Genomic DNA, 26125 nt, shown 5'->3' with positions numbered 1-26125 from the left:
CTCCGATTTCGTTCCCAGTTTTTTGCCTCAGAGCCCTTAGAGAAAGGCCGTCGAGAAGTAGGGCACGGCTGCGATCACCAGAAGGCCGATCATCAGCGCGCCGATATAGGGCCAGATAGCCTTCATGGCTTCGTCCGGCGAGACATTGCCGATCTTGCAGGCGATGTAGAAGCCGATACCGATCGGCGGCGTCATCAGGCCTATATTCATCGCCGTCACCACCACCATGGAATAGTGGATATCGTTGATGCCGAGCGAACGGGCGACCGGAAACATGATCGGCGCCATCAGCACGATCGCCGGCAGGCCTTCCAGCACGCAGCCGAGTACCATGAAGATCAGGATGGTGACGCCCATGAAGGTCATCCAGCCGCCCGGCAGCCCTTGCACGGCCTCGACGAGCTGCGCCGCGAACCCGGTCTGGGTCAGCGCCCAGGCCATGGCGGACGCGGCCCCCAGGATCATCAGGATCGCGCCGGACAGTGCTGCCGTCTCCACCAGCATGGAATAGAGCTTCTTCAGGCTGATGCCGCCGTAAAGCGTCGCTCCGATGATCATCGCGTAGAGGACGGCGATCGTCGAAACTTCCGTCGCGGTGGCAATGCCTTCGCCCACGGCGGTGCGGATCAGGAAGGGCAATAGCAGTGCGGGAGCGGCGACCAGCAGCGCTTTCTTGATCACCGAAAGCGGTGCCCGACGCACACCCGCCATGGATTCGTGCCGCGCCTTCCAGCGCGCCAGGATCGCGAGAACCAGAAGCAGAACCATGGCGATCGCGAAACCGGAGGTGAACAGCCCGGCAATCGAAACGCCGGCCGCGGACCCGAGCACGATCAGCACGATCGACGGCGGCACGGTTTCCGCCATCGCCGCCCCGGTCGCCAGAAGCGCGATCATCTCCGGCGGCTTGTGGCCGCGACGCTTCATTTCCGGAAACAGCGCCGGCGCGACTGTCGCCATATCGGAGACCTTGGAGCCCGAAATGCCGGAAACCAGGAACATCGAGCCAAGCAGGACATAGGACATGCCGGCGCGGACATGGCCGAGCAGCGAGGCCAGCACCTCGACGATCGCCCTGCCCATGCCGGTCGCATCGAGCACGCAGCCAAGCAGCACGAAGATCGGCACCGACAGCAGGATGATGCTCGACATGCCCTCGTCCATGCGGCCGATCATCACGAACACGGGCACGGAGGTGGTAAACGTCAGGAAAGCCAGCGTCCCGAGGCCGAAACAGAAGGCGATCGGCACGCCGAGAACCAGGAACAGCGCGACGAAACCGACGAGGAAGATCGGGATGTTCCAGTTGCCGATCTGCTTCAGGCCCGGCCCGACGAGCCAGAGCAGCGCCGTCACGGCGGCGATGACCACCACGGACATCGCCACCTGCCTGAAGGTCGACCCCTTCAGCGCGTTGACGACCGCGAGGATCAGCATCAGCCCGATGCCGACCGGCAGGGCGGCGGCGCGGAAACTCATCGGAATGTTGAGCGCTGCCGAGGTGATGTAGGATTCCTCGATCGCATATTCGTAGGCCGGCCGCAGCATCACGCCGAGGAAGAGCGCCATCAGCAGCAGGGCGAGCGTATTCGCCAGGCCGTGCAGCTTTTCCGGCAGCATGCCGACAAAGAGCGTCAGCCGCAGGTGTTCGCTGCGGTCGACGGCCATGGCCGAACCGAGCATGGCAAGCCAGAGGAAGGAGATCGATGCCACCTCGTCGATCCAGACGACCGGCAGCGAAAAGACATAACGGGAAATGACCCCGGCCAATAGAAGCGCGATGATGCCGACGAGAAGCGCCGCGGCGACCGCCTCCACCGGCCGCATCCAGACGGAACCGCTTTGCTGCGGCGCCACGCCTTCGAGACCGGCGAGCAGAGAAGCCTCGTCCATGGGCTCGATCGTATTATGGGCTGCCGTCACGCGTCATCCTCCTCAGTGCCGCGAAGGGGACAAACGAAAGAAACACTCCGGATCGATCGCGGCCGAGCCGCAAATCCAGGCGGACTACACCCCTCTCCGGCGCAACCGCTTTTCCTCCCGACGTCCGGCTCCTCCAGCCATCCGCAGTGGTCCATGATCTGGATCTTATTCTTCTTGAAGTTGCCGGAGTTTGCTGAACACGGACGGATTAGGCAAGCCTAAATTTGCCACCCGAGCAGAAAACTTTAAAACCGATCCACATCATGGATCTCTCTCCAGCGTAGCTGCAATTGTCTCAGCTCAAGCTGCCGGACACCGTCACATGCAGCCCTCCGTCGATGGGAAGCTCGACTCCGGTAATGTATTTCGCCTCGTCGGAGGCAAGGAAAACCGAGGCCCAGGCAATGTCCCAGCCGTCTCCCTGGCGCTTCATCGGCGAAAGCGCGTCTCTTTTGGCCTTCATCTCCTCGGCAGAACCGTAATAGCCGCTGATCTGTTTCTGGATATGCGGCGTGTCCATCACCCCCGGCAGGATCGCGTTGGCGCGGATGCCCTTGGACGCATATTCGATCGCAATCGCCCGCGTGAAGTGATTGAGCGCCGCCTTCGATGCATAATATGAAACGTAGGGGTAGCCGGTCCACCTGATGGAGGCGAGCGACGAGATATTGATGATCGCCCCGCCGCCCTGTTTTTCCATGATCGGCAGAACGGCCTTGCAGGTGAGGAAGGCGCTGGTCAGGTTCACGTCCATCACCTTGCGCCAACTCTCCTCGGTTGCCTCCGCCGCACCGCCCGGCAGGTTGATGCCGACATTGTTGTGCAGCACGTCAATACGGCCAAAGCGTTCCATGGTCCTTTCGACGACGACGGCAATGTCGGAGGATCTGGTGACGTCGGCGGCGAGCGCCAGGCCCGTGCCGCCTTCGGATTCGATGACGTCGACCGTGTTCCTCGCTGCATCGAGATCGACGTCGACGCAGACGACGCTGCCGCCCTCGCGCGCATAGGCGACAGCCGCGGCCTTGCCGTTTCCGAAACCCGGGCCGACCGAACCGGCACCAAAGACGAGAACGACCTTATTCTTCATGCGATCCATAAACTGCTCCTCCGAGCCACCCTCCCCGGCGGCGCGAAGCAACTTACGGTGCGGATTTCATCCGGTCCATGTTCAATCGCGGACAGAACATGTTCAAAAAGTACCGGATTGCTCCGAATTGCCCTGTATCCGCGGCTTTTATGGCGACTAACGGAAGTTATTTTTCTTCGGCAGAGCCCGCCCCGAATGCGGCTCGGGCGAGATACCGGGCATGGTCGCGGACATCCTTCGGCCAGATCTCCGTCAGCTCCTTGAAGCGGTTCTCCTGCCCCGCATAGAGCGCCCGCGCCGCGTCCTCATATCCCGGATGGTCCCCCCCGAGCGCCCGCATGAAACGGTCGGCGGCCTCCTGAGCCCGGCGCCTGTCGTCTCCCGAACTGCTGGCTGCGCGCGCCGCTTCGACAAGCTTGCGCAGAGCCACCGATGCGCCGCCCGGCTGCTGGCCAAGCCACTCCCAATGCCGCGGCAGCAGTGTCACCTCGCGTGGCACCACGCCAAGCTTCGGCCGGCCGGGCCGCCGTTCCACCGGCTCGACAGAATCCGCATCGGATTTGGGAAGGCGATCGAGACAGTCTTCGAGTGTGCCACGGAGATCGAGATCGACCGGATTTCCCGTCGCATCGTCGAAGACCAGAACGCTTTCAGGGCCACCGGGCTTGATCGCCGTGACGACCTCGACCGGCGATCCCTCCGCAATGCGGGTTTCACCCCGAAAAGCTGTCCAATGAAAATCCGCCATCTGCTTCCTCTGTTTTGAGAGGAAGATTTACCCGGGTAAAATAAACCCGTCAATCCGGATCAGGCGGTTCGCTGTCTGAGGCGCCCCAAACCGTCGCGAAGATGGCCAGCAGCGCGGATGATCGCCCGCCGCGCCGGCGGTTCGATGGTCCTTGCGATCACCCAGGCGACGAAGAGCAGGGCAGCAACCAGCACGAGGGCTACGAGCCAGCGGTTCTGATCCGTGCCGAAACGGGCAAACACCGCGTAACCCATATTCTGGTGCAGCAGATAGAGCGGATAGGTGAGACCGCCGAGCCCGATCGCCAGTGCCGGAGAAATGCGCATCGACGGCGCCGTGGCACAGACCGCGACCGCTGCAAGCGCCAGCGGCCCGATGAGCGCGAGCCCGACGGCGCTGCGGCTCAGCCCGTATGTTGCGATGAAATCCGGTTCAGTCAGAAAGGGTGTGGCGATTGCCCAGCAGACGGCGGCTGCGAGCACGCAGAGGCTCGAAAGGGACGCATGCTGCCTCACCTTGTAGAGCGCCAGGCCGAAGGCGAAATAGCCGGAATATTCGGTGATCAGCAGTTTCTGGATCGCGCCGCTGCCGATGAAGGCCTCGTTGACGATCGAAATCGCCAGCCACGCCAGCACGACAACGCGCCAGCCGCGCTCAAAAAGGCCGGTGGCGATCAGCAGGAAAACCCAGCCGTAGAAGATGATCTCGTAGGCGATCGTCCAATAGGCACCGTCGAGAAATGGCTGGCCGAGGCCGCGCGAGATGATGACGACATGCGCCAGCCATTGCCTGACCGTCGGCGGATCGAGGGTCGGTACGTGCCAGACGGCAAGCACGACGGCGGTGATCGTTGCGCAGACGATGAAGGTCGGCCAGAGCCGCGCGAAGCGCCCGGCGGCAAAGTCATAGGCCGTGCGGCCTTCTGCCGACAGGGTGATGACATAGCCGGAAATCGCAAAGAAGATCAGCAGGCCGGTATCGAACCACATGGCAAAGGGTGCGAGTTCCGGAAAGCCGATGCCACCGCCCTCGCCGGAAATCCGCATGCGGAAACCGTAGTGGAAGGTCAGCACCATCAGCGCCGAGACGAGACGCAGGATATCCAGGTTCAGCAGCCTTGGCGTCTTCGGGGCCGTCATCCGATCCTCTGGGTGAAATAGCTTAAGGCCGGACCCTATCGCACCTGCCTTTGGAAAACGTGAATCCTTCCCCGAGAATACGAGCGGTTCCGGCTGGCCAGCCTCAGGTAACGCCAAGGACTTCCCTTTCCTTGACGAATATCGTTTCCTGTCAAATTCATGACGGGACCTATGGACAGTCCCGAGGGAGGTTTCGATGTCGGTTTTTCTCTGCGGCGCCTGCGGCACTTCCTTTCAGGAAGCCGAGGAAGCGCCGGAAGCGTGCCCCATCTGCACAGACGAGCGCCAATATATACCGCCTTCCGGCCAAGCCTGGACGACGACGGAAAAGCTCGCACGGACGCACCGAAATTCTTGGGTGCAGCTCGAGCCGGAGCTGTTGGCGATCCAGACCGTCCCCGCCTTCGCCATCAACCAGAGGACCCTGCTGCTTCGCACGCCGGCGGGAAACATCCTTTGGGATTGCATCGCGCTCCTCGACGATGCGACCAAGGCGATCGTCCAGTCACTGGGCGGCCTCAGCGCCATCGCGATCTCCCATCCGCACTATTACACGACCATGCAGGATTGGGCCGCCGCCTTCGACGCGCCGATCTATCTGCATGCCGCGGACAAGGAGTGGATCTGCCGTCCGTCGGATCACGTCCGGCTGTGGGACGAGGACGCGCTGGTGCTTTCCTCGTCCGTCACGCTGGTTCATGGCGGCGGACACTTTGCCGGCGGCACCGTCCTGCATTGGGCGGGCGAAGACGACAAGGGCGTGCTGCTGGCCGGAGATATCGTCCAGGTCACGCCAGGCGCCGACCACGTCTCCTTCATGTGGAGCTACCCAAACATGCTGCCGCTCAGCGCCGCTGAAGTCGCCGATGTCGCGGAGCGGCTGGCACTTTGGCCTTTCGAGCGGATCTACGGCGCTTTCTCGCATCAGAATGTCCGCCAGGACGGCCAGGCGATCGTCGCCCGCTCCGCCAGGCGGTATATCGACCGGCTCTCCAAATGAAGAACGCGCGGGCGTTGCCGCCCGCGCGTCCGACAGTCCCGAGAACCGGGTCGCTTATTTCAGGCCGAGAAGCTTCTTGGCATTGCCCTCGTAGATCTTCTGACGGGTGGCATCGGAGATGTCCATGTTGTCGAGAACATTGATGGTCTCGCGGATGTACATCGGGCCGCCTTCCGGATCGAACGGCGCGTCGGAGGCGAAAAGCACCCGGTCTTCGCCAAAGAATTCGATGGCGTGCTCGATTGCCTTGGTCGAACCGAAGCTCGCCGTATCGGCATAAAATTCCTTGAAGTATTCGAGATGCGGACGCTCGAGCGCCTTCAGCACGGTCGAGAGATCGCGGTCGGAGGTGCGCTTGCCCATCTGGTCCCAGCCGGCACCGACGCGGCCTTCGAAGAAGGGCACCATGCCGCCGGCATGGTGGGTGACGACCTTGAGACCCTTGTACTTGTCGAAGATGCGCGAGAACACGAGGCGCGCCATTGCCGCCGAAGTTTCATACGGCCAGCCGAAGGTCCAGAAGATCTCGTATTCCGAACGGTCTTCCGTCAGGTAGTCCGGGAAGTTGGCGCCGCGCGACGGATGCAGGAAGACCGGCTTGCCGGACTTTGCCATATATTCGAAGAAGGGCTCGAACTGCGGCAGGTCGAGCGGCTTGCCGCTGTAATTGGTGAAGATCTGGACCGCACAAGCGCCGAGATCTTCGACAACCCGCTTGGTTTCCGCCATCATCCATTCCTGGTTTTCCATCGGCACGGTGGCGATGAAGGCCGGGAAGCGTTCCGGATACTTTTCGCAGAGTTCCGCCTGCGAATCGTTGCCGATCCGACCGAGGTCATAGGCGCGCTCAGGCCCGGCCAGCTTTTCGAGCGGGGGGGAAGCGAGCGACAGGACCTGCTGGTAGTCCTCGCCGAACATGTCCATCACCTGGAAACGACGGTCGAGGTCCGTCATCATCGGCACCGCGCCCGAGCGCATGGTGACGTCGGTCATCGTGCCGATATAGCCGATCAGCTTGTCGAAAAAGGGCTTTGGCCAGATATGGTTGAAAGCGTCGATCTTCTTCATGGGATGCTCCTCCTGTCTGTCCTGCTACGGCACCGCGAACTAAGGGAAGTCCAGTGCCCCGAGGCGTTTAAAAAATCCGCGAGCCGAGCGATGCCGAGATCGGCCATGCTCCGTCGCGGCAAAATGCGAAGGCAGTCGGCGAAAGTCAACACATTTTCTTGTATTATGAGATTATCGACTAGAAATCCTGTGTCGATGCGAGGCCAGCGCGGCGGTGATCTCACCCGCTGCAAGCAAGACTTCCCGGCCGATATCCTCCACCGCGGAGCCGCTGGCGTGTTCTTGAGCGATCGTTACGGAAAAGCTGGCGATGGGGCTCTGGCCCGCATCGAAGATCGGTGCCGCGAAACCGACGACACCGGGTGTCACCTCACCATGGGCCACGGCGTAACCCTTCTTGCGCACCGACTTCAGCCCATCGAGGACGGCTTCCACGGTATCGCCGGCGCCCGCCGCCTGCCAGTCGTCGAGCGTGCGATTGATCAGCGGCAGGAGATTGCGGCGCGGCAGGAAGGCAACGATGGACCGGCCTATCGCGCCCCGGCTGAGCGGCATCGGCCGCCCGCGCGGATAGCTGCTGATCGCCTCGCGGCTGGAACTGATCGAATCAACGCAGAGGATCTTTTCGCCGTACCAGCGCACCAGAAGCGCCGTGCATTCGTATCGCCCCGTGAGTTTCTGGAGGTAGGGCGCGCCGGAAAGGATGAGGTTGTCGGATTTCCTCAGGAGATAATCCATCTCAACCACCCTCGGCCCCAGCGTGAAGCCGGTATTCGGCATGGAGGTGAGGAAACCGCTGTCCTTCAGGATCTTCAGATAGCGATAGAGGGTCGGCCGGCTATAGCCCAGCTCCTCCATCAGCTCTTCCGGGGTCCATTCCAGACGATCCTCGGTGAAAACCTCAAGTACCGCCTGAAGGCGTTCGAGACTGTTGACGGCCTTTTTTCTCAAAGATGCTCCCGCTCTTTCCTGACGGCGCGCGACATCAGACCGGCCGGACCTATGCGGCAATAACGATAACTGCGAAAACTGCAATGGCAAGTGGTGCTACTCGGCCGCCTTCAGCGGAGGGAGGCGGCTGCCGCCGGGAGCGCTGACTGCCTCCTCCATCGCGACCACACGCCGGATCGCCGCCAGATATTCCGCCTGGAGAGCGGTCGGCTGCCAGTTGCGGCGGGTGGTGATGCCGATCGACAGCGGCTTTCCCGACACTTCATAGTTCAGAAGCGCCAGGAACCCCGCCTTCAACTCGTGCCGGAGCTGATGCCGGGACAGCAGCGCCAGCCGGTCCGTCTGCATCAGGATGCCGCGCAACGCCGTCAGCGAACCGGTCTCGACGGTCCCCTGCGTCTGCGGTCCATCGGGAAACTTCGCGGCCAGGGCATCGAACGTGTTGCGGTTGGGCGTGCCCTTGCGCGCCACCACCCATGGATAGGAGGCAAGTTCGGCAAGCGAGACCTCCGTCTTGCCCGAAAGCGGATGACCGGCACCCGCGACGACCGCCAGCCGAAAATCGAAAAGCGGCTCTTGGCCGAGTGTCGGCGTCAGGCGGCTGCGCAGCGCCCCGATCAGAAAATCGATATGTCCCATTTCCAGATCGCTGAGGAGCTGCTCGTAGCTGCCTTCGAGGATCTCGAACCGCGCCAGCGGATGGGTGAGGGCCAGCGAGGCAATGGCATCGGGCACGATGGTGGTGCGCGCCATGGGCAGCGCGCCGATCGATACCAGGCCATCGAACTTGCCGCGCAGCTCCTGCACTTCCTCGGTGGCGTTGCCGAGTTCTTTCAGCGAAAGGCCGGCCCAGCGGGCAACGGCGCGACCGGCACCGGTGAACCGCGTCGCGCGGCCATCGGCCTCGAAAAGGCTTGTGCCGAGGATTGCCTCCGCGTTGCGCGCCGTGCGCTGAACTGCGGCGCCCGATTGGTCGAGGATGCGCGCGGCACCCGGAAATCCTCCGGTCTGGGCAAAGGCCTGCAGGGCGCGCAGGTGGGAGATCGTCAGCCTTGCATCGGCACCGGAGCCGCGCGAACCCGAGTCAGCCTGGAGCTTCTGGCAACCGGTCCGGATAAGATCGAGCGCCCTCAGCGACCGGGTCTGGACGACCCGGCCTGCCGGCGTCGCCATCGCGTGTCCCGGCCCGCGCTCGAGAAGCCGCGTTCCAAAGCGGTCTTCGAGGCGGGAAATCGCCTGCGAGGCCGCCGGCTGGGTGACGCCGACGATATCGGCCGCCCGCGTCAGCGAGCCGGTGCGCAGGCAGGCGCAGAAAAGACGGATATGGCGCAGATTAGGATAGTCCACGTGCCTGTCCTCCCCTGCCTTTCTCCTCCCGGCAGCGGGTCGAAACGGTGCAAGTCCGGCACTTGCCCCGCTTCGGTTAATTCACGGTGCGACGTTACGCTCGCCGGTCAGCTGTTCGTTCATCCATTCCGCGCTGGCACGGATGCCGCCGAGCGGGAAGACATGGATCTGCTGGATCAGGCTTTCCGGATGGGAAGCCTTGTAATGAGCGATCTCGGTCAGCACTTCCGTCGGTTCGTAGGGAACCAGGAGCTTGCTGAGATCCATCGCGCGCTTTTGCAACACGCCGAGCGAGGGGCCGACGCCGCAGGCGATCGCAAACTTGATGAGCGTCTGCAGCTTGGTCGGTCCGGCAATGCCGAGATGGATCGGCAGCTTGACGCCGGCGGCGGCGATGCGCTCCGCCCAGGCGATGACCGGCTTGGCATCGAAGGCGAATTGGGTGGCGATCGCCATCTCCGCATCGGTGCGCTCGGAATAGGCCTGCTTGAACTTCAATGCCTCGTCGACGATCCTGTAACCGCCATCCTTGTCTATGTCCTTGTTGCCTTCCGGGTGGCCGGCGACATGCAGCCGCTTGAAGCCGTAGCGGTCGAACAGGCCGGTCTCGATCAGCTGGATGGAACTGTCGAAATCGCCGGCGGGCGTCGATACGCCGCCGCCGAGCAGCAGCGCCTGGTCCACGCCCGCCTCGTTTCTGTAGCGCTTGATCCAGTCCTCCAGGATCGCATGGCTTGCAATGATGCGGGAGGGAAAATGCGGCATGACGGGGAAACCGTCTTCGTGCAGCCGCCTTGCGGTCTGCACCATGTCCTCGATCGGCGTCCCGTCGATATGGGCGATATAGACCCGCGTGCCCTTCGGCAGCAGGGCCTTGAAATCTTCGATCTTGGCCGCCGTGCGCGGCATGACTTCGATAGAATAGCCGTCGATAAGGTCCCTGAAGCTGGCCGGCTCCACGGACTTCTCTTCCTGCTTGCCCCTGAACAGATTCAAAAATGCCATTGTTGATCCTCCCCCCGTTTAGCCAGTGAAAAACGTCCGGTCAGACGGACGGAGCGGCGTGCGAGAACAACCCGTTCTCGCACGCCCATCGATTAGAGGGCCTTCTTTGTGCGCCAGCTTTCGGCGTAATTTTCACGCGCTTCCTGAGCGTAGGGCACGGCTGCGACGCGAACGCGGATCTCGGCCTGCTTATGGCCCTGCTCGACCGAGGTCTTGGAAGTACCACCATCCGGCTCGCCCCAGATGAGCGTCAGGATATCGTTTTCCTCGATGTCGGCATCGACGACGCCGAGCGACAGCATGGAACGCTCGTTGTAGCTATAGCCGTTGAACATCGACAGGCCGACGACCTTGCCGTCTTTCAGAACCTTGTCGAAGCTCGACGAGGCGTAGTTGGAGAGCGGGAAGTCGATCCACTTGGCGGCCTGTTCGCCGGGCTGGAAAGCCGAAGCGATGACCTTGACGACGTCGTCGGAATTCCACTCGAAAGTGACCTTGCGGCGCTGCGGGGTCGCCTTCTGCTTTTCGACGGCGGCGCGGCCGACGAAGTCGTGGTCGAACTTGACGTAGACGCCGTAGCCGAGTTCGTAGGGGTTGAGGTAGTAGTCTTCGATCTTGTCGGAGACGTAGCTGCCGCCGATCGAGCCCGAAGCTTCGTAGCTCTGGGCAGAAAGCCAGTCGCGATAGGCCTGCAGTTCGTCGCCGGTGTAGATCGCGGGAAGCGGCGAGGGAATCCAGCCGGATTCCAGGGTGTTGGTGGCATAGGCGCGGCTGCCGACCGGACGCAGATCGACGCCGGCCTCTTCAGCTGCCTTGATGATGGCGGCGCGGACTTCGTCCTTCTCCGCATACGGACCCCAGATTTCGAGACCCGGAGCGCCGGCCATGCCGTGGCGCAGAGCCTGAACCTTGCGGCCGCCGACATTGATCCAGTCGACGTGGAAGAACTTGATTTCCGGGATCGGGCCGCCGTTCATCTTTTCGAAGACCTTCGGCGCATCCGGACCCTGAATCTGGAAGCGGTAGTGGATGCGGGTGACGAGCTTGCCGTCCGGACGCGAAGGCGAACGCGGGTCGTGGGTCAGCTTGACGTTATATTTGCCGAGCGACGCGTTGTAGAGCAGCCAGTTGGCGGTCGGTGCACGGCCGACGAGGACGAACTTTTCTTCCGTTTCGCGGAAGATGATCATGTCGCCGATGACATGACCGGCAGGCGTCACCGGAACGTAGTGCTTGGCGCGGTCGACGCCGAAATTGGCAAAGCTGTTGATCGACAGGCTCTCGAGGAACTTGGCGGCGTCCTGGCCTTCGACGACGAGTTCGTCCATGTGATGCGACTGGTCGAAAAGAACCGCGCCTTCACGCCATGCAGCCTGTTCCGAACGCCAGTTGGAAAATTCCGGAGCCACGACCGGGTATACATAGATGCCGGTCTTGGAGTTGCGCAGATGCTCGACGGTGTTGCCCGCATCCTTCAAAACTTGAGTGAGATTGGCCTGAGTCACGGAATTCCTCCCTATGGTTTGTCTGTAGCTTGCGATGTCGTGTATACATGACGGCATCGGAAGACAAATTCAAGGGGAAATATTCGGCAGGCTGATGATCGCCTCGGGGATAGTAAACCGAAGGCTTCCGGCCATCAAAACCTGCGGCAGGCGGTCGGGTCTCAGGAGTTGAGGAGCACCAGGCCCGGAACGGTCAGCATCAGTTCCGGATCCTCGAACACGGCGTATTCGAGGTTCTTGCGGGCAATGCGGGCGTGCTCGCGGGCAATGAATTCCGCCCTTGCACCTTCACGGCCGGCGATCGCCTGCACCAAAGTACGATGCTGTTCCTGCGCGATATGCAACGACTGACGGAAGGCCGCCACATGGGCTCGGCCTGACAGGAAAGCCGATGGCGACGCGAATGGCAGCCGTGTCGCGCGCTCGACCTCCCGCTGGATTACCGTGCTGCCGGAGAGCTCGACCAGCACCACATGAAACTTTGCGTTCGCCTCCGAATAGGCTTCCAGATCCACCTCGTCCGCGGCTTCGCCGAAGCAATCATCAAGCCGGGCCTGGATTTCCCGAAGCTGATCCAATCCGGCCTGGGAGACGCCGCGTTCGGCGGCAAGCCGCGCCGCGGTCCCTTCGAGCACGCCGCGCAGCTCGATCGCATCAACGGCATCCGCATAGGTGAAGCTGCGGACCACGAAACCGCCATTTGCCAACCGGTCGAGCAATCCCTCCTCCGCAAGACGCGACATCACCTCACGCACCGGCGTCCGGGAAATCTGCAGCGTCTCGGCCAGCGAAACTTCGAAAAGCCGAGTACCTCCAGGGTAGTCGCCGCTCAGGATTTTCTTGCGCAGTTCCATCAGCGCACGCATCGTGTGGGTCGTTCTCGAGGTCTCTTCCAAATCCGCACCTTTGCCTGAGACAGGCCGGTCGCAACTTCCGCCTGTTGATCGGCAAATCTTAGCCACATCTGATGGATTGGCCAAGCCTCATGTATACAGGGGACTGAGGCTGTGGATGACGGTGCGGGGTTGGAGTCGAAAAGCATGCCGCGTATACAAGGCAACGCGCTGAAGAGACGAGCTTATTTCCCTTGACGCCGCGCCGAAAGGACCCGCGCAACGGTTTCCCTGAGATCGCTGGCCGGCTTTGCGCCGCTCGCCGCCATCTCGTCCTGGACGGCGGCAATCTCGCGGGCAAGACCGCCGTTCAGCCCCAGCGCATCGAGGGTAACGCCGCTTTCGCGCATCTCGGCGGCCCGGCGACGGCCGTGGCGGGTCGTGCGCTCGAACTGGTAATCCGGGAATTTCGACCAGTCGAGGCCGGGAAAGCTCTGGGACAGCGACGCCAAAATTTCGTCGAAACAGCCCGAGGCCTCCGCCGCAAGCAGCGCCTCGACAGTGATCGCTTCCAGGCCCTTGACGAACACCGAGCGCACCATCTTGATGGCCGTCGCCGCACCGACCGCCTCGCCTGCAATATCGGCGTTGAAGCCGAGGCCGCGGAAACGCTCCAGTAGCTCGGCGGCGCTCCTGCCGGCAATCAGAACCGGCGTGGCATGGCCCTTCGGATGGACAGGTGCCATGACGGCCATGTCGAGATAGTCGGCACCCGTCTCGTTGATCAGCGCGGCAGTCTCGCGCTTGCGGCCGGGGGAGACCGAATTGATGTCGATCAGCAGCGCGCCCTGGCCGAGATGCGGCACGATCAACTGCGCGGCAATGAGGCTCTGGTCGGCGGTGACCGCGCTGAAAATCCATTCGGCATCGGCAAGACCCGCAGGCGACGCTTCCGGCCTGACGCCGCGGCTCGTCATCGCCGCCTGCATCTCACCCACCTTTTCGGCATCGTCGAGCAGCAGGTCGTAGGCACGGAATTCGCCGTTCTCAAGCTTCGGCGCCAGGCTGTCATGAAAGGCGCGCGCCGCCTCGCCAAAACCCAGAAATGCGATCCTCATGCCCGTGCCCTACTCTCAGTCGCCGAAAACCACACCGTCGAAAAGCTTGCGCGCCGTGCGCAACACCGCCGCACGATGGACTTCGCCATCCTTCATGGTGGCGATGACGCTCATCTCGCCGGTCGGATGTTCGATCGACAGCAGCTTTTCGTCACCTTCCGGAATGACGGCCAGTTCCGAACCCGGACCTTCCGGCAGGAGACAGGCGGTCGCGACGCTGACAGCACCGAGCACGCCGATCGCATCATGGCACGTATGCGGGATGAAGGTACGGGTCGAGATCGCCCCACCCGCCGTTGGTGCAGAGACCATCGTCATCTTCGGCACGGATTTTTTGGTAACGTCGCCGAGGTTCATCATCGGCCCGGCCTTCAGGCGGATCGCCTCCAGCTTCGCGCGCAGCTCCTGGTTCGCTTCGAGATCCTTCGGGCTCTCGGTGCCGGTAATTCCGAGTACGTCGCCGCGCATGACGACGCAGGGCATGCCGTTGTCGATCAGCGTGCAGGCGACACCTTCGATGATATCGACCGGGTTTCCGGTCGGCAGCAGCGCGCCGCAGGAGGAACCGGCCGTGTCCGCAAACACGATCGGCACCGGCGCCGAAGTCCCCGGCACCCCGTCGATCCGGGCCTCGCCCTTGTAAGTCACCTGGCCGCCGGGCGTCTCGATCGTCGCGATGGCGATCTGCCCGGTGTTTTCCATGAAGATCGAGACTTCGGTCTTGTCGCCCCTGGCGGCCACCAGCCCGCGCTCGATGGCAAAAGGCCCGATGCCGGCGAGGATATTGCCGCAGTTCTGTGCGTCGGTGACGATCGGCTGGTCGACGAAGACCTGCAGGAAGAGATAGTCGACATCGACCCCTTCTCGCCCGGATTTCCGAACCACCGCCACCTTGGAGGTCAACGGATGGGCGCCGCCCATGCCGTCGATCTGGCGAGGGTCGGGCGAACCCATCACCCGCAGCAGGAAGTAGTCACGGTCTGCCGGCAGGTCATCAGCGAGGAAATACCCGCCCTTGGAGGTGCCGCCCCGCATCCACATGCAGCGGACGCCGGTTTCAGTGTCACTCATCTCGATCTCCCTTCTTCTCCCCGGTGAGGAAAAGAGAAAGCGGCCTCCACCGCTCAGATATACTTCAGGCCCTTTTCGGCGAGCTTGCCGCGCATGTCATAGATATCGAGGCCGAGTTCGCCGGCCGCGAGCCGCTTGCGCTTGTCTTCTTCGGCGGCGACCCTTGCTTCCGCCTTCTTGGCAACCGCTTCGGCTTCTTCGCGGGCAACCACGCACACACCGTCGTCGTCGGCAACGATCACGTCGCCGGGCCGGACATAGGCGCCGGCGCAGACGACCGGAATGTTGACCGAGCCGAGGGTTTCCTTGACCGTGCCCTGGGCATAGACCGCCTTCGACCAGACCGGGAATTTCATCTGGGTCAGATCGACCACGTCACGCACGCCGGCATCGATGATGAGGCCCTTGCAGCCGCGCGCCTGGGCGGAGGTCGCCAGCAGGTCGCCGAAATAACCGTCCTCACAGGGGCTGGTCGGGGCGAGCAGCAGGATGTCTCCGGCCTTCAACTGCTCGATCGCCACATGCAGCATCCAGTTGTCGCCCGGAGGGGCGGAGATGGTGACGGCGCTCGCCGCAAGGCGCGCGCCCGGATAGATCGGCCGCATGTAGCTGGCGAGCAGGCCCTTGCGGCCCTGCGCCTCATGCACCGTGGCGACACCGCAGGTTGCCAGCCGGTCGATGACCGACTGATCCGCGCGTTCGATATTCTGGACGACGACCGGCATCAGAGTTCGTCCCCTATCAAAGTTCGTCGACGGTGCGCGGGAAGACCGACTGGAAGCCTTCCGCATGGGTCGACTTGCGTCCGCTGGCCTGGCCGCCGGAATTGCGCATGAAGTGGTTGCCGCGGTTTTCTGCGACGTTCTTGTAGAAGTCCCAGAGATGTTCCTGGCCTTCCATGCACTGGATGGCCGCCCACTTCTTTTCCCAGACCGGAGAGATGTCGAGGAAGACGTCCGGCTTCCATTCCATCTGTTCGGTCTGGTGCGGCTCGAACAGGTAGAGCTGCGGCGCGCCAAGGATCTTTTCGCCCGGATTGTGGCCCCAGGCCTGGGCGATCATGCGTGCCTCGATCGCAACCTGCGTCGCGTACATGTGGTCGGTATTATAAGGGTCCCACTTGGAATGGGAGAGCATGAATTCAGGCTGAACCTTGCGGATCACGTCGACCAGCTTGAACTTGGCGTCCTGATCGACGACCAGCGGATAGTCGCCGAGATCGAAGAACTGGATGTCGGTGACATCTAGCGCTTTGGCCGCGTTCTCCGCTTCCCTGCGGCGCTCGGTCTTCACCTTTTCGAGCGTCATGCCCGGGTTTTTCCAGAGCTTGGCGCTTTCTCCGCGCTCGCCATAGGACAGGCAGACGACGGTGACGTCGTAGCCCTTTTCCTCGTGAAGCGCGATCGCGCCGCCGCAACGCCAGACGAAATCCGCCGAATGGGCGCTGATGACCAATGCTGTCTTTGCCATGGGATGCCTCTTGACTTACTTGTGTGCCACCGGCGGCGTGCCGTGCGTGTGGAAGGTTTCGATCGTCTTCATGCCCCAGGCCTGGCCCTTCTTGCGGTCGGCTTCGGTCCAGACGACCGGCTTCCAGTCCGGACGAAGGATCAGGCGGGCGCCTGCATTGGCGAGCTCGATGCGGTTGCCGGCAGGCTCCCAGACATAGAGGAAGAACGTGCCCTGGATCGCATGCTTGTGCGGGCCGGATTCGATATGAACGCCGTTTTCCAGGAAGATGTCGGCGGCGCGCAAAATGTCCTCGCGCTGGTCGCAGGCATAGGTGACATGGTGGAAGCGGCCGTGCGAACCGGTATGGTCTTCGGAGCAGGCAAGATCGTAGGTCTTGTTGTTGATGGTGAACCAGCAGCCGCCGACCCGGCCGTTGTCGAGCTGGATCATCTCGGTGACCCGGCTGCCGAGCGCCGTGGTCATGAACTCGCGGATCAGGCTGACATCGGCAGCGAGCAGATTGACGTGGTCGAGGCGGCGCGGGCTTGCGCCGCGGCCATGGTAACGCTGGGCGATGTTCTTGAGCGCCGGCTTTTCTTCCGGCGGCGCCACATATTCCCTGGTGTCCCAGTAGAGCTCGAACAGATGGCCGTCGGGGCTCTTGAACTGGTAGGCCCGGCCGTGACCGAGATCACCTTCGGTCCAGCCGACGCCCCAGCCCTTTTCCTCGATTACCCTGACGCGGCGCTCCAGCGCTTCGGCAGACGAGGTGCGATAGGCGATATGGCCGACACCGGTCGTGTGATGCCTGGTGAGCTTTAGCGTGTGGAATTCGTAGTCGTCATAAGCGCGCAGATAGACGCTGTCGCCCTCGCGACCGCTTTCGGTCAGCCCGTAGACGCGGGTGAAAAAGTCGAGCGACTCGTCGAAACGGTCTGAATAAAGCTCGACGTGGCCGAGATGGGCGACATCATAACAGGGTTCGGTCATGGCTTTTCCTAGATGGTCGATCTATCGCGCCCGGCGGACAGGCGCATCTCCTCCAAAAAATCGAGCCCGCGTCCTCCACTCCAACACGGCCGGCGCATGGGCGCCGCAGCTTGGCATGAAGACATAAAAGCAGATCGGCAGCCTGACGAATAGGTTCTGCTGACGTGGCATAAGTTTTGGTTGAGATCAGGAAAAACCGCCCGGCAAACGGCGGGCAAAGACGGGCGTCAGAGGCCCGAAGGAAAGGGCGCGGCGGCAGAACCGCCGCGCCAGGCGATATTACACGCCGAGATAAGGTGCGACTTCGTGATAGCCGCGCCAGATCATCTCGAGCGACACGTAAAGGATGACGGCGAGACCGACATAGGCAATCCAGCGGTGCTTGTTGAGCAGGCGGGCGATGAAGCTTGCCGCGATACCCATCAGCGCGATCGAGAGGACCAGGCCGAAGATCAGGACTTCTGGATGTTCATGGGCAGCACCCGCAACGGCGAGCACGTTGTCGAGCGACATGGAGACGTCGGCAATGACGATCTGCCAGGCAGCCTGGGAGAAAGTCTTGCGCGGCGCACCGCCCGCGACCGTACCGTCGGCGTTGAGGTCTGCATTCTGCAGCGCTTCGTTGGCTTCGTCCTCATGCTGATGGGGCGTGCGCAATTCGCGCCACATCTTCCAGCAGACCCAGAGAAGCAGGACACCACCGGCCAGCAGCAGGCCAACGATCTGCAGAAGCTGGGTCGTGGCAAGCGCGAAACCGATACGCAGCACGGTCGCTGCAATGATACCGACCAGAATGGCTTTGGACCGCTGTTCCTTCGGCAGGCCGGCAGCAGCAAGGCCGATGACGATCGCATTGTCGCCGGCCAGCACGAGGTCGATCATGATAACCTGCAGGAGGGCGGACAATGCCTCCGGCGTAAAGAATTCCATCATTTGGCACCCAATCTCTCAAAGGCGGGAGTGCCCGCGAGTGGACCGAGACGAACTTGAGACGCTCCCGACCTGCATTTCCGCCTGTCGTAGGTCACCGCCGTTGTCGTCACATGATTTCCACGAACACCAGGCACCCAAGTTGGACTAATCCAGTCCGACATCACAGCTCAAGCATGAACTGTCAGAGGGGCCCGGTCCTGGTGGCGTGAGATTTAGCGGCATGATCGCAGAAACTCAAGTGGCGAGTTTATGAAACAGCCGGTTTTTGGGCTGTTTTCGCCCGGGATCGTTGATGATCCGTTGTAATCCGTCCACAGCGCCAATAGCGGCATCGATGGAAGCGGCCACCGGGCTTGCAGCGAACCACCCCGGGATTACGAAAGGGTGGGATCGAGCTTGTCGCGCAGCCAGTCACCGACAATGCTGATCGACAGGGTCGTCAGCATGATCACGACCGACGGAGCGAGCATGATCCACGGCGCGCGGGTCAGGTATTCGCGCCCGAACCCCACCATGTTGCCAAGGCTCGTCTCCGGCGGCTGCACGCCGAGGCCGAGGAAGGAAAGACCGCTTTCCATCAGGATGATTTCCGGGAAGGTCAGCGTCATCGAGACGATCAGCGTCGAGGCGACGTTCGGCAGGATATGATGGAAATAGACCCGCGTCGGCGTTGCGCCGAGCTGCACGACGGAGGCCGCATAGCCTTGCGAGCTTGCCGAGATCGCCAGGCCGCGGGCGATGCGGGCGTAACGCTCCCAACCGTAGAACCCCATGAGGCAGACGAGCAGCACCATGGACGAGCCGAAGAAGGCGAGCACCGCGAGCGACATGATCAGGAACGGCAGCGCCGCCTGGAAATCGGCAAGCACCAGCACGAGATGTTCGACCGCACCCCGGAACTGCGCGGCCGCGAAGCCGAGCGCCGTGCCGAACACAGCCGAGAGGATCGTGGCGCCGAAGGCGATGATCAGCGACACCCGGACCGACTGGAGGAGGCGCGAAAGCACGTCGCGGCCGAGTTCATCGGTGCCGAGCAGGTGTTTCAGCGCGCCCGGATGGGAAAGTCGGCTCGACAGGTCCATCGCGGTGATGTTGTAGGGGCGGAGCTGGTCGGCGAAGATCGCAACCGCGACCACGGCCGCCAGCCAGAGAATGCCGAGGCCGACGGTGAATGGCACGTTGCGGCGCAGGCGCGAGATGAACGTCGCGTACCAGCCGGGCGTCCGCGAGGTTTCCGACAGATTGATCGTAGCCATATCTCTTTGTCCTCAATGCGCCGCGTTGGAGCGAAGGCGGGGGTCGAGCCAACCGTAGAGCAGGTCGACGACGAGGTTCGAAACCACCATGGTGGCTGCGATGATCAGCAGGATGCACTGGACGACAGCGAGGTCGCGGTTGCCGACCGAGACGATCAGCAGGCGTCCGATGCCCGGCCACGAGAAGATCGATTCGACCACGACGGCGCCGGCGATCAGCGAACCGACCATGAAGCCGACGATCGTCACGATCGGCACGGCCGCATTCGGCAACGCATGGTTCCAGACGACATCAGGCCATTTCAAACCCTTGGCGGAGGCGGTGCGGATATAAGGCTGGCCCATCACCTCGATCATGGCGCTGCGCGAGAAACGAGCGAGGATGCCGATGCCGCCGATGCTCATGGTGATCGTCGGCAGGATGCCGTGCACCCATGTATCCTGGCCGCCGGAGGGCAACACCCCGAAGATGACCGCAAAGATCAGCACCAGCAACAGGCCCATCACGAAGGACGGGATCGTGAAGCCGAGGACCGCCAGCAGGATCACGCCGCGATCGGCGAAACTCTGGCGATGCAGCGCCGCATAGACGCCGGCCGGAATACCCAGGACGAGCTTCAGGAGCAGCGCCGGCAGGGTGAGCTGCAGCGTCGCAGGCACGCGCTGCAGAACCAGATCCAGCGCCGATGCCTTGTCGCGCATCGACACGCCGAAATCGCCGGTGAAGATCGATTTGATATAGGCGAGGTATTGGACCCAGAGCGGCTGGTCGAGTCCCCACGCGCGGCGGAACGCGTCGACGGCTTCCTGCGGCACGTCCGGGCCAAGCATGACCTGGGCCGGGTCACCCGACATGCGCAGCACCACGAAGGCGAAGGTGACGACGGCAAAGATGGTGATCATTGCCCGAAGGAGCCGAACGGCTACGAAGCGGATCATCGAAGGCTCCTCTCAGGCTGCGATCGAGGCGGCTTCGCCGGCAACGACATGGCAAGCGGCCGTGCGGCCGTTGCCGATCGGGCGAAGCTGCGGCACGACGGAACGACAGACATCCCGCGCCAGTGCACAGCGCGGATGGAAGGCGCAGCCGGACGGACGATTGGCCGGGTTCGGCGGCTCGCCCTGGAGGATGACGCGTCCTTCGAGGATCTTGCCCGGCACCGGCACGCTGGAGACCAGCGCCTTGGTATAGGGATGTTGCGGCGAGTGGAAAATCACGTCGGAAGAGGCTTCCTCGACGATCCGGCCAAGATACATCACCGCCACCCGGTCGGCGATGTTGCGCACAACCTTGAGGTCGTGGCTGATGAACACCATGGCGATGCCGTTCTGCTCCTGCAGGTCGCGCAGCATGTTGACCACCTGCGCCTGGATGGAGACGTCGAGCGCGGAAACCGGCTCGTCGCAGACCAGAAGCTTGGGGCGAGCGGCAAGCGCGCGGGCAATCACGGCGCGCTGCCGCTGGCCGCCCGACAGTTCGTGCGGATAACGCCCGGCCTGATCCGGACGCAGGCCGACGGCCGTCATCAGCTCGGCAACGCGGGCTTCCTGATGCTGCTTCGGAATGAGTTTGTGGATCTCCAGCGGCTCGCCGATCTGCTTGGCGATCGTCACGCGCCGGTCGAGGGCTGCCAGCGGATCCTGGTAGACGAACTGCATCTTCGCCCGCAGCGCCCGCCATTGCGGCGTCTTCAGATGCGGCATCGGCTTGCCTTCGAACCTGACTTCGCCGCCCTGTGCGGCGTCGATGCCGAGCAGCATCCGGCCGAGCGTCGATTTGCCCGAGCCGGACTCGCCGACCACACCCAGCGTCTCGCCGGGCTTCAGTGCCAGCGAGATGCCGTCCACGGCGCGCACCGGATGCGGCCGCGCAAAAACACCGCGGCGGATCTGGTAGATGCGAACGAGATTGTCCGCTTCGATGAGGGCGGTCATTGCAGCATGTCCTCGATCACTCTGGCTCTTGTCTCGACAGGCTCATTGGCCGGAACCGGCCGGAAGCAGGCGAGCTGCCGGCCATCGGCCGACGTCTCGAGCGCAGGGCGCTCACTGCGACAGTCCTCGACCGCGCGAAAACAGCGCGGCGAGAAGGAACAGCCTTCGGGCAGATGTTTCGGGTTCGGAACCGTACCGGGGATGGGGATAAGCCGGTGGCGGGGACCGTCGATCCGCGGGATCGCGTCGAAAAGACCGCGCGTATAGGGGTGGCGCGGCTCGGAGAAGAGCTGGGCGACGCTGCCCTCTTCGACGATCCGGCCGGCATACATGACGCAGACCCGTTCGCAGACCTGGGAAACGGCACCGAGATCGTGGCTGATGAACACCGTCGCCATGCCGGTCTCGGCCCGGAGCTGGATCAGCAGGTCGAGGATCTGCGCCTGGATCGTCGCATCGAGTGCCGTCGTCGGCTCGTCGGCGATCAAGAGGTCCGGCTCGCCGGCAAGCGCCATGGCGATCATCAGCCGCTGGCACTGGCCGCCCGAGAATTCGTGGGGATAGAGGTCGAAACGGCGGCGGGCATCGGGAATGCCGACCATGTCCAACAGCCGCAGCGCCTCTCGTCTGGCCGGGTCGCCCCTGAGGCCACGATGCAGCGCCAGCGCCTCGACGATCTGGCGGCCGATCCGGAGCACCGGATTGAGCGAGCTCGACGGGTCCTGGAAGATCATCGCGATCCGGCCGCCTCGCACCCGTTCGAAAGCCTCGCGGGAACCGCCGGCGAGTTCCTGTCCATCAAGCTGAACCGAACCGCTGACACTCGCCTTGCCGGGAAGCAGTCCCAGAGCCGCGAGCCACGTCACCGATTTTCCGCATCCCGATTCTCCGACGAGACCGACTGCTTCGCCCCGGCCCACATTGAGATCGATGCCGTGCAGAACCTGGACGCCGTCAAAGGCGACCTTCAGGTCACGCAATTCCACCAGATTGGACGATGCCTTATCCATATCCGCCATACTCCTGCCTCCCGCCGTTTCCGGACCGAAGACATTGCCGTTTTTGAAAACAGATGCTCCGGCGGCCGTCTGGTCGCCGGAGCAGTGGAGACGATCCGGTCAGATCGCCCAGTTGGAGGAGCGGAAGTCCATCGCGAAGGCCGGAGCGGCCTTCCACTTGAGCGACGACTTCATGCCCGTGAACACGGCGTTCTGGTGCAGGACCTGATAGACCGGGTCTTCGCGCTCGCAGATTTCCAGCATGCGGGCGATCGCCTTCTTGCGCAGCGCACGGTCGGTGGAGGTTTCCATGACCTGCGCAAGCTTGTTCATTTCGCTGTTCGTCCAGTCCTTCTTCTGCTGGACTTCGCCATTCGGGCCGAACTGCACGACGAGGGGGGTGATCGGGTCGTTGATCGTGTTGGAAGCCGACCAGTCGCGGACGCCCTTGACGCCTGCCGGATCATGGATCTGACCCCAGTTTTCCTTCATTTCGATCTGCACGTTGATGCCGACCTGCTTCCACATCTCGACCATGATCTGGCCGTTGGCCGTCTGGTTCGTGTAGTAATTGTTGAGCAGGCGGTACGGGATCGGGTCACCCTTGTAGCCGGCCTGCTTGATGAGGTCCTTGGCGAGCTGCGGATTGAATTCCGGAGTAGCCCAGCCTTCGATGAACATGTCCGAGGTCCGGAAGGATTCGAACTGCAGACCGGCCGGGACGACGGTCTGGCCGGCCCAGAGCGCCTCGACGATCGCCTTGCGATCGATCGAGTGCGTCATCGCGCGGCGCATCAGCGGGTTGGCAAGGATCGGGTTCTGGGTGTTGAAGGTCGAAACGCGGTGGTTCCAGATGGTGGAGCTCTGAACTTCAAAGCCCTTGGCAGCCCTGATCGTGGCGATCTGGTCCGGCGGCAGGTCGCAGGCGAAGTCGTACTGGCCGGAAAGCAGGCCGTTGACGCGCGAGGCGACTTCCGGAACTTCGACGAAGCGGATCTGGGCGAGAGGCGGGCGGCCACCCCAGTACTGGTCGAAGGCGACGAGTGTCAGCGAGACGTCCGGCTTGTATTCGGCAACCATGTAGGGACCGGTCGTAACCGGCTTGCGGGCCCATTCCGTAAAGGACTTGGCTTCATCCCAGGCGCGGCGGTTGGTGATCTGGCTGCCGCCGGAATAAAGGCGACCTTCCATCGTGACATCCGGCGTCGCGTTGTGGAAACGGACGGTGTATTTGTCTAAGGCCTCAACGCCGGCAAGGGCCGGCCACAGGCGACGGCCAACGCCGGGAACGGTAGCCGGCAGTTCCTTGACGGTGGTCGGCTTGTGCTCGGATTCGAAGATCGTCTTGCCGCCGGCCGGCTCCGTATTGCCGAACACGCGCTCCCTGGAGAACGAGAACACGACATCGTCGGCGGTCAGCTCGTCGCCGTTGTGGAACTTGACACCCTGGCGCAGCTTCAGTTCCAGCGTCTTGTCGTCGATGCGCTTCCATTCGGTCGCGAGACCCGGGATCGGACCCTGGTTGCCCATCCAGTTGCGCAGGATGAGGCCTTCCCAGAGGTTCGGGAAGAAAACGCGCTCGCCGACATTCGACTGTTCGTGCCAGACGTCGAGCGTGTTGTTGTTGGTGATCTTCTGGACGGCGATGGTGATCGAGGGGCGCTTGTCGCCCTGTGCGATCGAGAAGCGCGGCAGGATCAGCGAACCGGCAGCGGCGCCGGCAAGACCAAGCGTGCTGCGGCGGGTGAAGTTGACCATGGAAATTGTCCTTTGGCTTCGGTTGATGGACGAGCTCGATCAGTCCCCTGCGGGCCCGAGCGGTGACGGATTAAGGGGTTCGCAGAGCCTGGCCCGCCAACGACACGCCATTTGCGCGGGCCGCGGACATGAAGCCGCTCGCCCGATGAACAACGATAAGAAGCGTCTTGCTGCCGCTCATGACGACCCCCTGATTTACGGGGGTTATTTGGCCAGCCTGTGTTTCAGTTCCGTGACGCTATCTTGGCGATTCGATGAAATTGAACACGGATGCAAATTTCATCGTCTCGCGTTACAAATGTAATATTGCCGACACAAAATTCTGGCATCGAGCCCTCTGCGTGGAGTTTCTTCCGGCGCATTCCCCTCCCCACATTTTCTTTGTTCGATGGAGTTTTCCATGTCCTCCCTTCCCGTGATCGGCGCCGCCATGACGCTTGGCGAGCTCGAAATTCACCGCAACTGGCTTTTCGAAAAACAGCGCGATCTCGAACTTCAGGATTTCACCACCGCCGACGTATTGAACGGCGACTGGACGCCGCTTGCCGAGCGCGCCAGGAAGCTGCTGGACGGTTTTGACGGCCGCCTCGGCATCCACGGCCCGTTCTGGGGCTTCACCATCGCCTCGAATGACCCGGATATCCGCGCCGTCGTCGCTAAGCGCCTCAGGCAAGGCCTCGACGTCTGCGCGGCAATCGGCGCGACGCAGATGGTTGCCCACAGCCCCTATACGACCTGGTCCTACAACAACCTCGACAACAACAAGGGCGAGCCGGAGCGCGTCGTCGAGCACGTGCATCTGACGATGCGCGATGCCGTCAAGCAGGCCGAGGATATCGGCGCCGTGATCGTTCTGGAAAACATCGAGGATATCGACCAGCATGTCCGCGTGGCACTTGCCGACAGCTTCAACTCACCGGCCGTCGCGGTCTCGATCGATACCGGCCACGCCCATTACGCGCATGGCTCCACCGGCGCTCCGCCGGTCGATTATTATGTGAAGGCAGCCGGCAACCGCCTGCAGCACGTCCACCTGCAGGACGCCGACGGATACGCAGACCGCCACTGGGCGCTTGGCGAAGGCAATATCCTCTGGCCGTCGGTCTTCCAGGCACTTGCCGATCTCACCAGCAATCCGCGCCTGATCGTCGAGATCAAGGACAAGTCGAAGATTCCGGCTTCCGTTGAGTATCTCGCTTCGCTCGGCCTCGGCCAGTAAGCCGGACTTTGAAGCTTATACCCCCGGCGCACGGCGCCGGGGTTACCGCAGTTCCGGAGACATGTCCCGCAGGTGCGACTGGGTAGCAAGGATATCCCCCACCATCATCTCCCGCGCCAGCGCGCCGTTCCGCTCGCGAAGCGCCGCGACGATCCGGAAGTGATAGGACGAGAACGGGTGTACGACGCCCTTGTCGAATTCCTTTTCCACGTAATTGGTCAGCATCCGCATATAGGGACCGAACCGCAGCCAGAGCATCTCGATATGCTGGGGCAGCACCTCGGAACGCGAAGCCTCGTAGATGCCGAAATGGAATTCCTGGTTCTTGCGCAGCATGCCGTAGACGTCGCCGGCCTTGCCGGTTTCCTCATGCTCGCGCGCAAGCACTTCCGAACGGTCGATATCCTCGTCGGTCATATGCTTGGCGGCAAGTTCCGTCGCCAGTCCCTCGAGCGCGATGCGCGCCTGGCAGAGATCGTCGAGCCGCTCGCGCGAAACCGCCGGCACCCGGGCCGAGCCGTTATGGCCGATTTCCAGTCCGTTTTCCGCCGCAAGCCTTCGGAGCGCCTCGCGCACCGGCATGTGGCTGGTCCCGAACTCGATTGCCAGCGACGAAATGGTGATCGCCTGCGACGGGGCAAAGGAACCCCACATCAGCGCCCGGCGCAGCTGTTCGTAGACCGTATCCTGAACGGTCACGCGCGACGTGACCTTCAAAAGCCCGCTATCCGCCATCCTTGCCCTCTGATCCCATTCAAATCACAACCAGGCCTCGCATAACGGGCC

At 62.7% G+C, this 26125-nt stretch carries 25 protein-coding genes; 2 read left to right on the top strand and 23 right to left on the bottom strand.

What is annotated here, in order from left to right; all coding sequences use genetic code 11:
• Positions 1–36: 36 nt before the first annotated feature.
• The 5 genes from C5J26_RS22415 to C5J26_RS33695 all read right to left on the bottom strand — a co-directional run bounded on the left by C5J26_RS22415 (position 37) and on the right by C5J26_RS33695 (position 5311).
• On the bottom strand, positions 37–1893 hold the full coding sequence (locus tag C5J26_RS22415; protein ID WP_105403874.1) for a TRAP transporter large permease subunit: 1857 nt from the start codon (positions 1891–1893) through the stop codon (positions 37–39).
• Between the two features lie 325 nt (positions 1894–2218).
• On the bottom strand, positions 2219–3022 hold the full coding sequence (locus C5J26_RS22410; RefSeq protein ID WP_105403800.1) for an SDR family NAD(P)-dependent oxidoreductase: 804 nt from the start codon (positions 3020–3022) through the stop codon (positions 2219–2221).
• A gap of 157 nt (positions 3023–3179) precedes the next feature.
• Positions 3180–3761, bottom strand: coding sequence for a DUF2239 family protein (locus C5J26_RS22405; protein WP_105403799.1), 582 nt, complete (start codon positions 3759–3761; stop codon positions 3180–3182).
• Between the two features lie 59 nt (positions 3762–3820).
• Positions 3821–4900, bottom strand: coding sequence for an acyltransferase (locus C5J26_RS22400; RefSeq protein WP_105403798.1), 1080 nt, complete (start codon positions 4898–4900; stop codon positions 3821–3823).
• Positions 4901–5134: 234 nt separating this feature from the next.
• Complete coding sequence (locus C5J26_RS33695; protein ID WP_371681941.1) at positions 5135–5311, bottom strand: hypothetical protein; 177 nt, start codon at positions 5309–5311, stop codon at positions 5135–5137.
• Here C5J26_RS33695 and C5J26_RS22395 point away from each other — a divergent pair.
• Positions 5280–5900 (top strand): MBL fold metallo-hydrolase, encoded by a 621-nt coding sequence (locus C5J26_RS22395; RefSeq protein ID WP_371681940.1) that lies wholly within the window; start codon positions 5280–5282, stop codon positions 5898–5900. The two genes, C5J26_RS33695 and C5J26_RS22395, sit on opposite strands and share 32 nt — an antisense overlap.
• 54 nt (positions 5901–5954) lie before the next feature.
• On the opposite strand, the gene C5J26_RS22390 is transcribed toward C5J26_RS22395, so the two are convergent.
• The 17 genes from C5J26_RS22390 to C5J26_RS22310 form a co-directional block, all read right to left on the bottom strand.
• Positions 5955–6968 (bottom strand): amidohydrolase family protein, encoded by a 1014-nt coding sequence (locus tag C5J26_RS22390; RefSeq protein ID WP_105403796.1) that lies wholly within the window; start codon positions 6966–6968, stop codon positions 5955–5957.
• A 171-nt stretch (positions 6969–7139) separates the two neighbouring features.
• Positions 7140–7919, bottom strand: coding sequence for an IclR family transcriptional regulator (locus tag C5J26_RS22385; RefSeq protein ID WP_105403795.1), 780 nt, complete (start codon positions 7917–7919; stop codon positions 7140–7142).
• 96 nt (positions 7920–8015) lie between these two features.
• On the bottom strand, positions 8016–9266 hold the full coding sequence (locus C5J26_RS22380; protein WP_105403794.1) for a LysR substrate-binding domain-containing protein: 1251 nt from the start codon (positions 9264–9266) through the stop codon (positions 8016–8018).
• Positions 9267–9347: 81 nt separating this feature from the next.
• Positions 9348–10271 carry a 5,10-methylenetetrahydrofolate reductase gene (locus C5J26_RS22375; RefSeq protein WP_105403793.1) on the bottom strand — a complete coding sequence of 308 codons (924 nt, stop codon included), beginning with the start codon at positions 10269–10271 and terminating at the stop codon, positions 9348–9350.
• Positions 10272–10363: 92 nt separating this feature from the next.
• A complete protein-coding gene (locus tag C5J26_RS22370) occupies positions 10364–11776 on the bottom strand; it encodes an aminomethyltransferase family protein (protein WP_105403792.1) in 1413 nt (470 codons plus the stop codon).
• A 161-nt stretch (positions 11777–11937) separates the two neighbouring features.
• Entirely contained in the window at positions 11938–12672 is a 735-nt protein-coding gene (locus tag C5J26_RS22365; RefSeq protein WP_105423027.1) for a GntR family transcriptional regulator, read from the bottom strand.
• 182 nt (positions 12673–12854) lie between these two features.
• A complete protein-coding gene (locus tag C5J26_RS22360; protein WP_105403791.1) occupies positions 12855–13727 on the bottom strand; it encodes an NAD(P)-dependent oxidoreductase in 873 nt (290 codons plus the stop codon).
• 15 nt (positions 13728–13742) lie between these two features.
• Complete coding sequence (locus C5J26_RS22355) at positions 13743–14798, bottom strand: 4-oxalomesaconate tautomerase (RefSeq protein ID WP_105403790.1); 1056 nt, start codon at positions 14796–14798, stop codon at positions 13743–13745.
• A gap of 53 nt (positions 14799–14851) precedes the next feature.
• Positions 14852–15523 (bottom strand): 4-carboxy-4-hydroxy-2-oxoadipate aldolase/oxaloacetate decarboxylase, encoded by a 672-nt coding sequence (ligK, locus tag C5J26_RS22350; RefSeq protein WP_205412854.1) that lies wholly within the window; start codon positions 15521–15523, stop codon positions 14852–14854.
• 16 nt (positions 15524–15539) lie between these two features.
• Complete coding sequence (locus tag C5J26_RS22345; RefSeq protein ID WP_046665258.1) at positions 15540–16268, bottom strand: PIG-L deacetylase family protein; 729 nt, start codon at positions 16266–16268, stop codon at positions 15540–15542.
• A 15-nt stretch (positions 16269–16283) separates the two neighbouring features.
• Positions 16284–17240 (bottom strand): VOC family protein, encoded by a 957-nt coding sequence (locus C5J26_RS22340; protein WP_105403789.1) that lies wholly within the window; start codon positions 17238–17240, stop codon positions 16284–16286.
• Positions 17241–17519: 279 nt separating this feature from the next.
• Positions 17520–18173 carry a TerC family protein gene (locus C5J26_RS22335; protein ID WP_046665260.1) on the bottom strand — a complete coding sequence of 218 codons (654 nt, stop codon included), beginning with the start codon at positions 18171–18173 and terminating at the stop codon, positions 17520–17522.
• A 374-nt stretch (positions 18174–18547) separates the two neighbouring features.
• Positions 18548–19429, bottom strand: a complete 882-nt coding sequence (locus C5J26_RS22330) for an ABC transporter permease (RefSeq protein WP_105403788.1) — start codon at positions 19427–19429, stop codon at positions 18548–18550.
• Positions 19430–19441: 12 nt separating this feature from the next.
• Positions 19442–20368, bottom strand: coding sequence for an ABC transporter permease (locus C5J26_RS22325; protein WP_105403787.1), 927 nt, complete (start codon positions 20366–20368; stop codon positions 19442–19444).
• 12 nt (positions 20369–20380) lie between these two features.
• Positions 20381–21364: an ABC transporter ATP-binding protein gene (locus C5J26_RS22320; protein ID WP_046638011.1), complete on the bottom strand. Its 984-nt coding sequence runs from the start codon at positions 21362–21364 to the stop codon at positions 20381–20383.
• Positions 21361–22374, bottom strand: coding sequence for an ABC transporter ATP-binding protein (locus C5J26_RS22315; RefSeq protein ID WP_105403872.1), 1014 nt, complete (start codon positions 22372–22374; stop codon positions 21361–21363). Before C5J26_RS22315 ends, C5J26_RS22320 begins: the two co-directional genes overlap by 4 nt.
• Positions 22375–22482: 108 nt before the next feature.
• Positions 22483–24120 carry an ABC transporter substrate-binding protein gene (locus tag C5J26_RS22310; protein ID WP_105403786.1) on the bottom strand — a complete coding sequence of 546 codons (1638 nt, stop codon included), beginning with the start codon at positions 24118–24120 and terminating at the stop codon, positions 22483–22485.
• A 400-nt stretch (positions 24121–24520) separates the two neighbouring features.
• Here C5J26_RS22310 and C5J26_RS22300 point away from each other — a divergent pair, with 400 nt between their 5' ends.
• Complete coding sequence (locus tag C5J26_RS22300; protein ID WP_046665267.1) at positions 24521–25339, top strand: sugar phosphate isomerase/epimerase; 819 nt, start codon at positions 24521–24523, stop codon at positions 25337–25339.
• 42 nt (positions 25340–25381) lie between these two features.
• Here C5J26_RS22300 and C5J26_RS22295 read toward each other — a convergent pair whose 3' ends face one another.
• Entirely contained in the window at positions 25382–26074 is a 693-nt protein-coding gene (locus tag C5J26_RS22295) for a GntR family transcriptional regulator (protein ID WP_046665268.1), read from the bottom strand.
• Positions 26075–26125 lie beyond the last annotated feature (51 nt).

Source organism: Neorhizobium sp. T7_12 (genome assembly GCF_002968535.1).
GTDB classification, from domain to species: Bacteria; Pseudomonadota; Alphaproteobacteria; order Rhizobiales; family Rhizobiaceae; genus Neorhizobium; species Neorhizobium tomejilense.
This window is presented reverse-complemented; position numbering and strand designations above follow the sequence as displayed.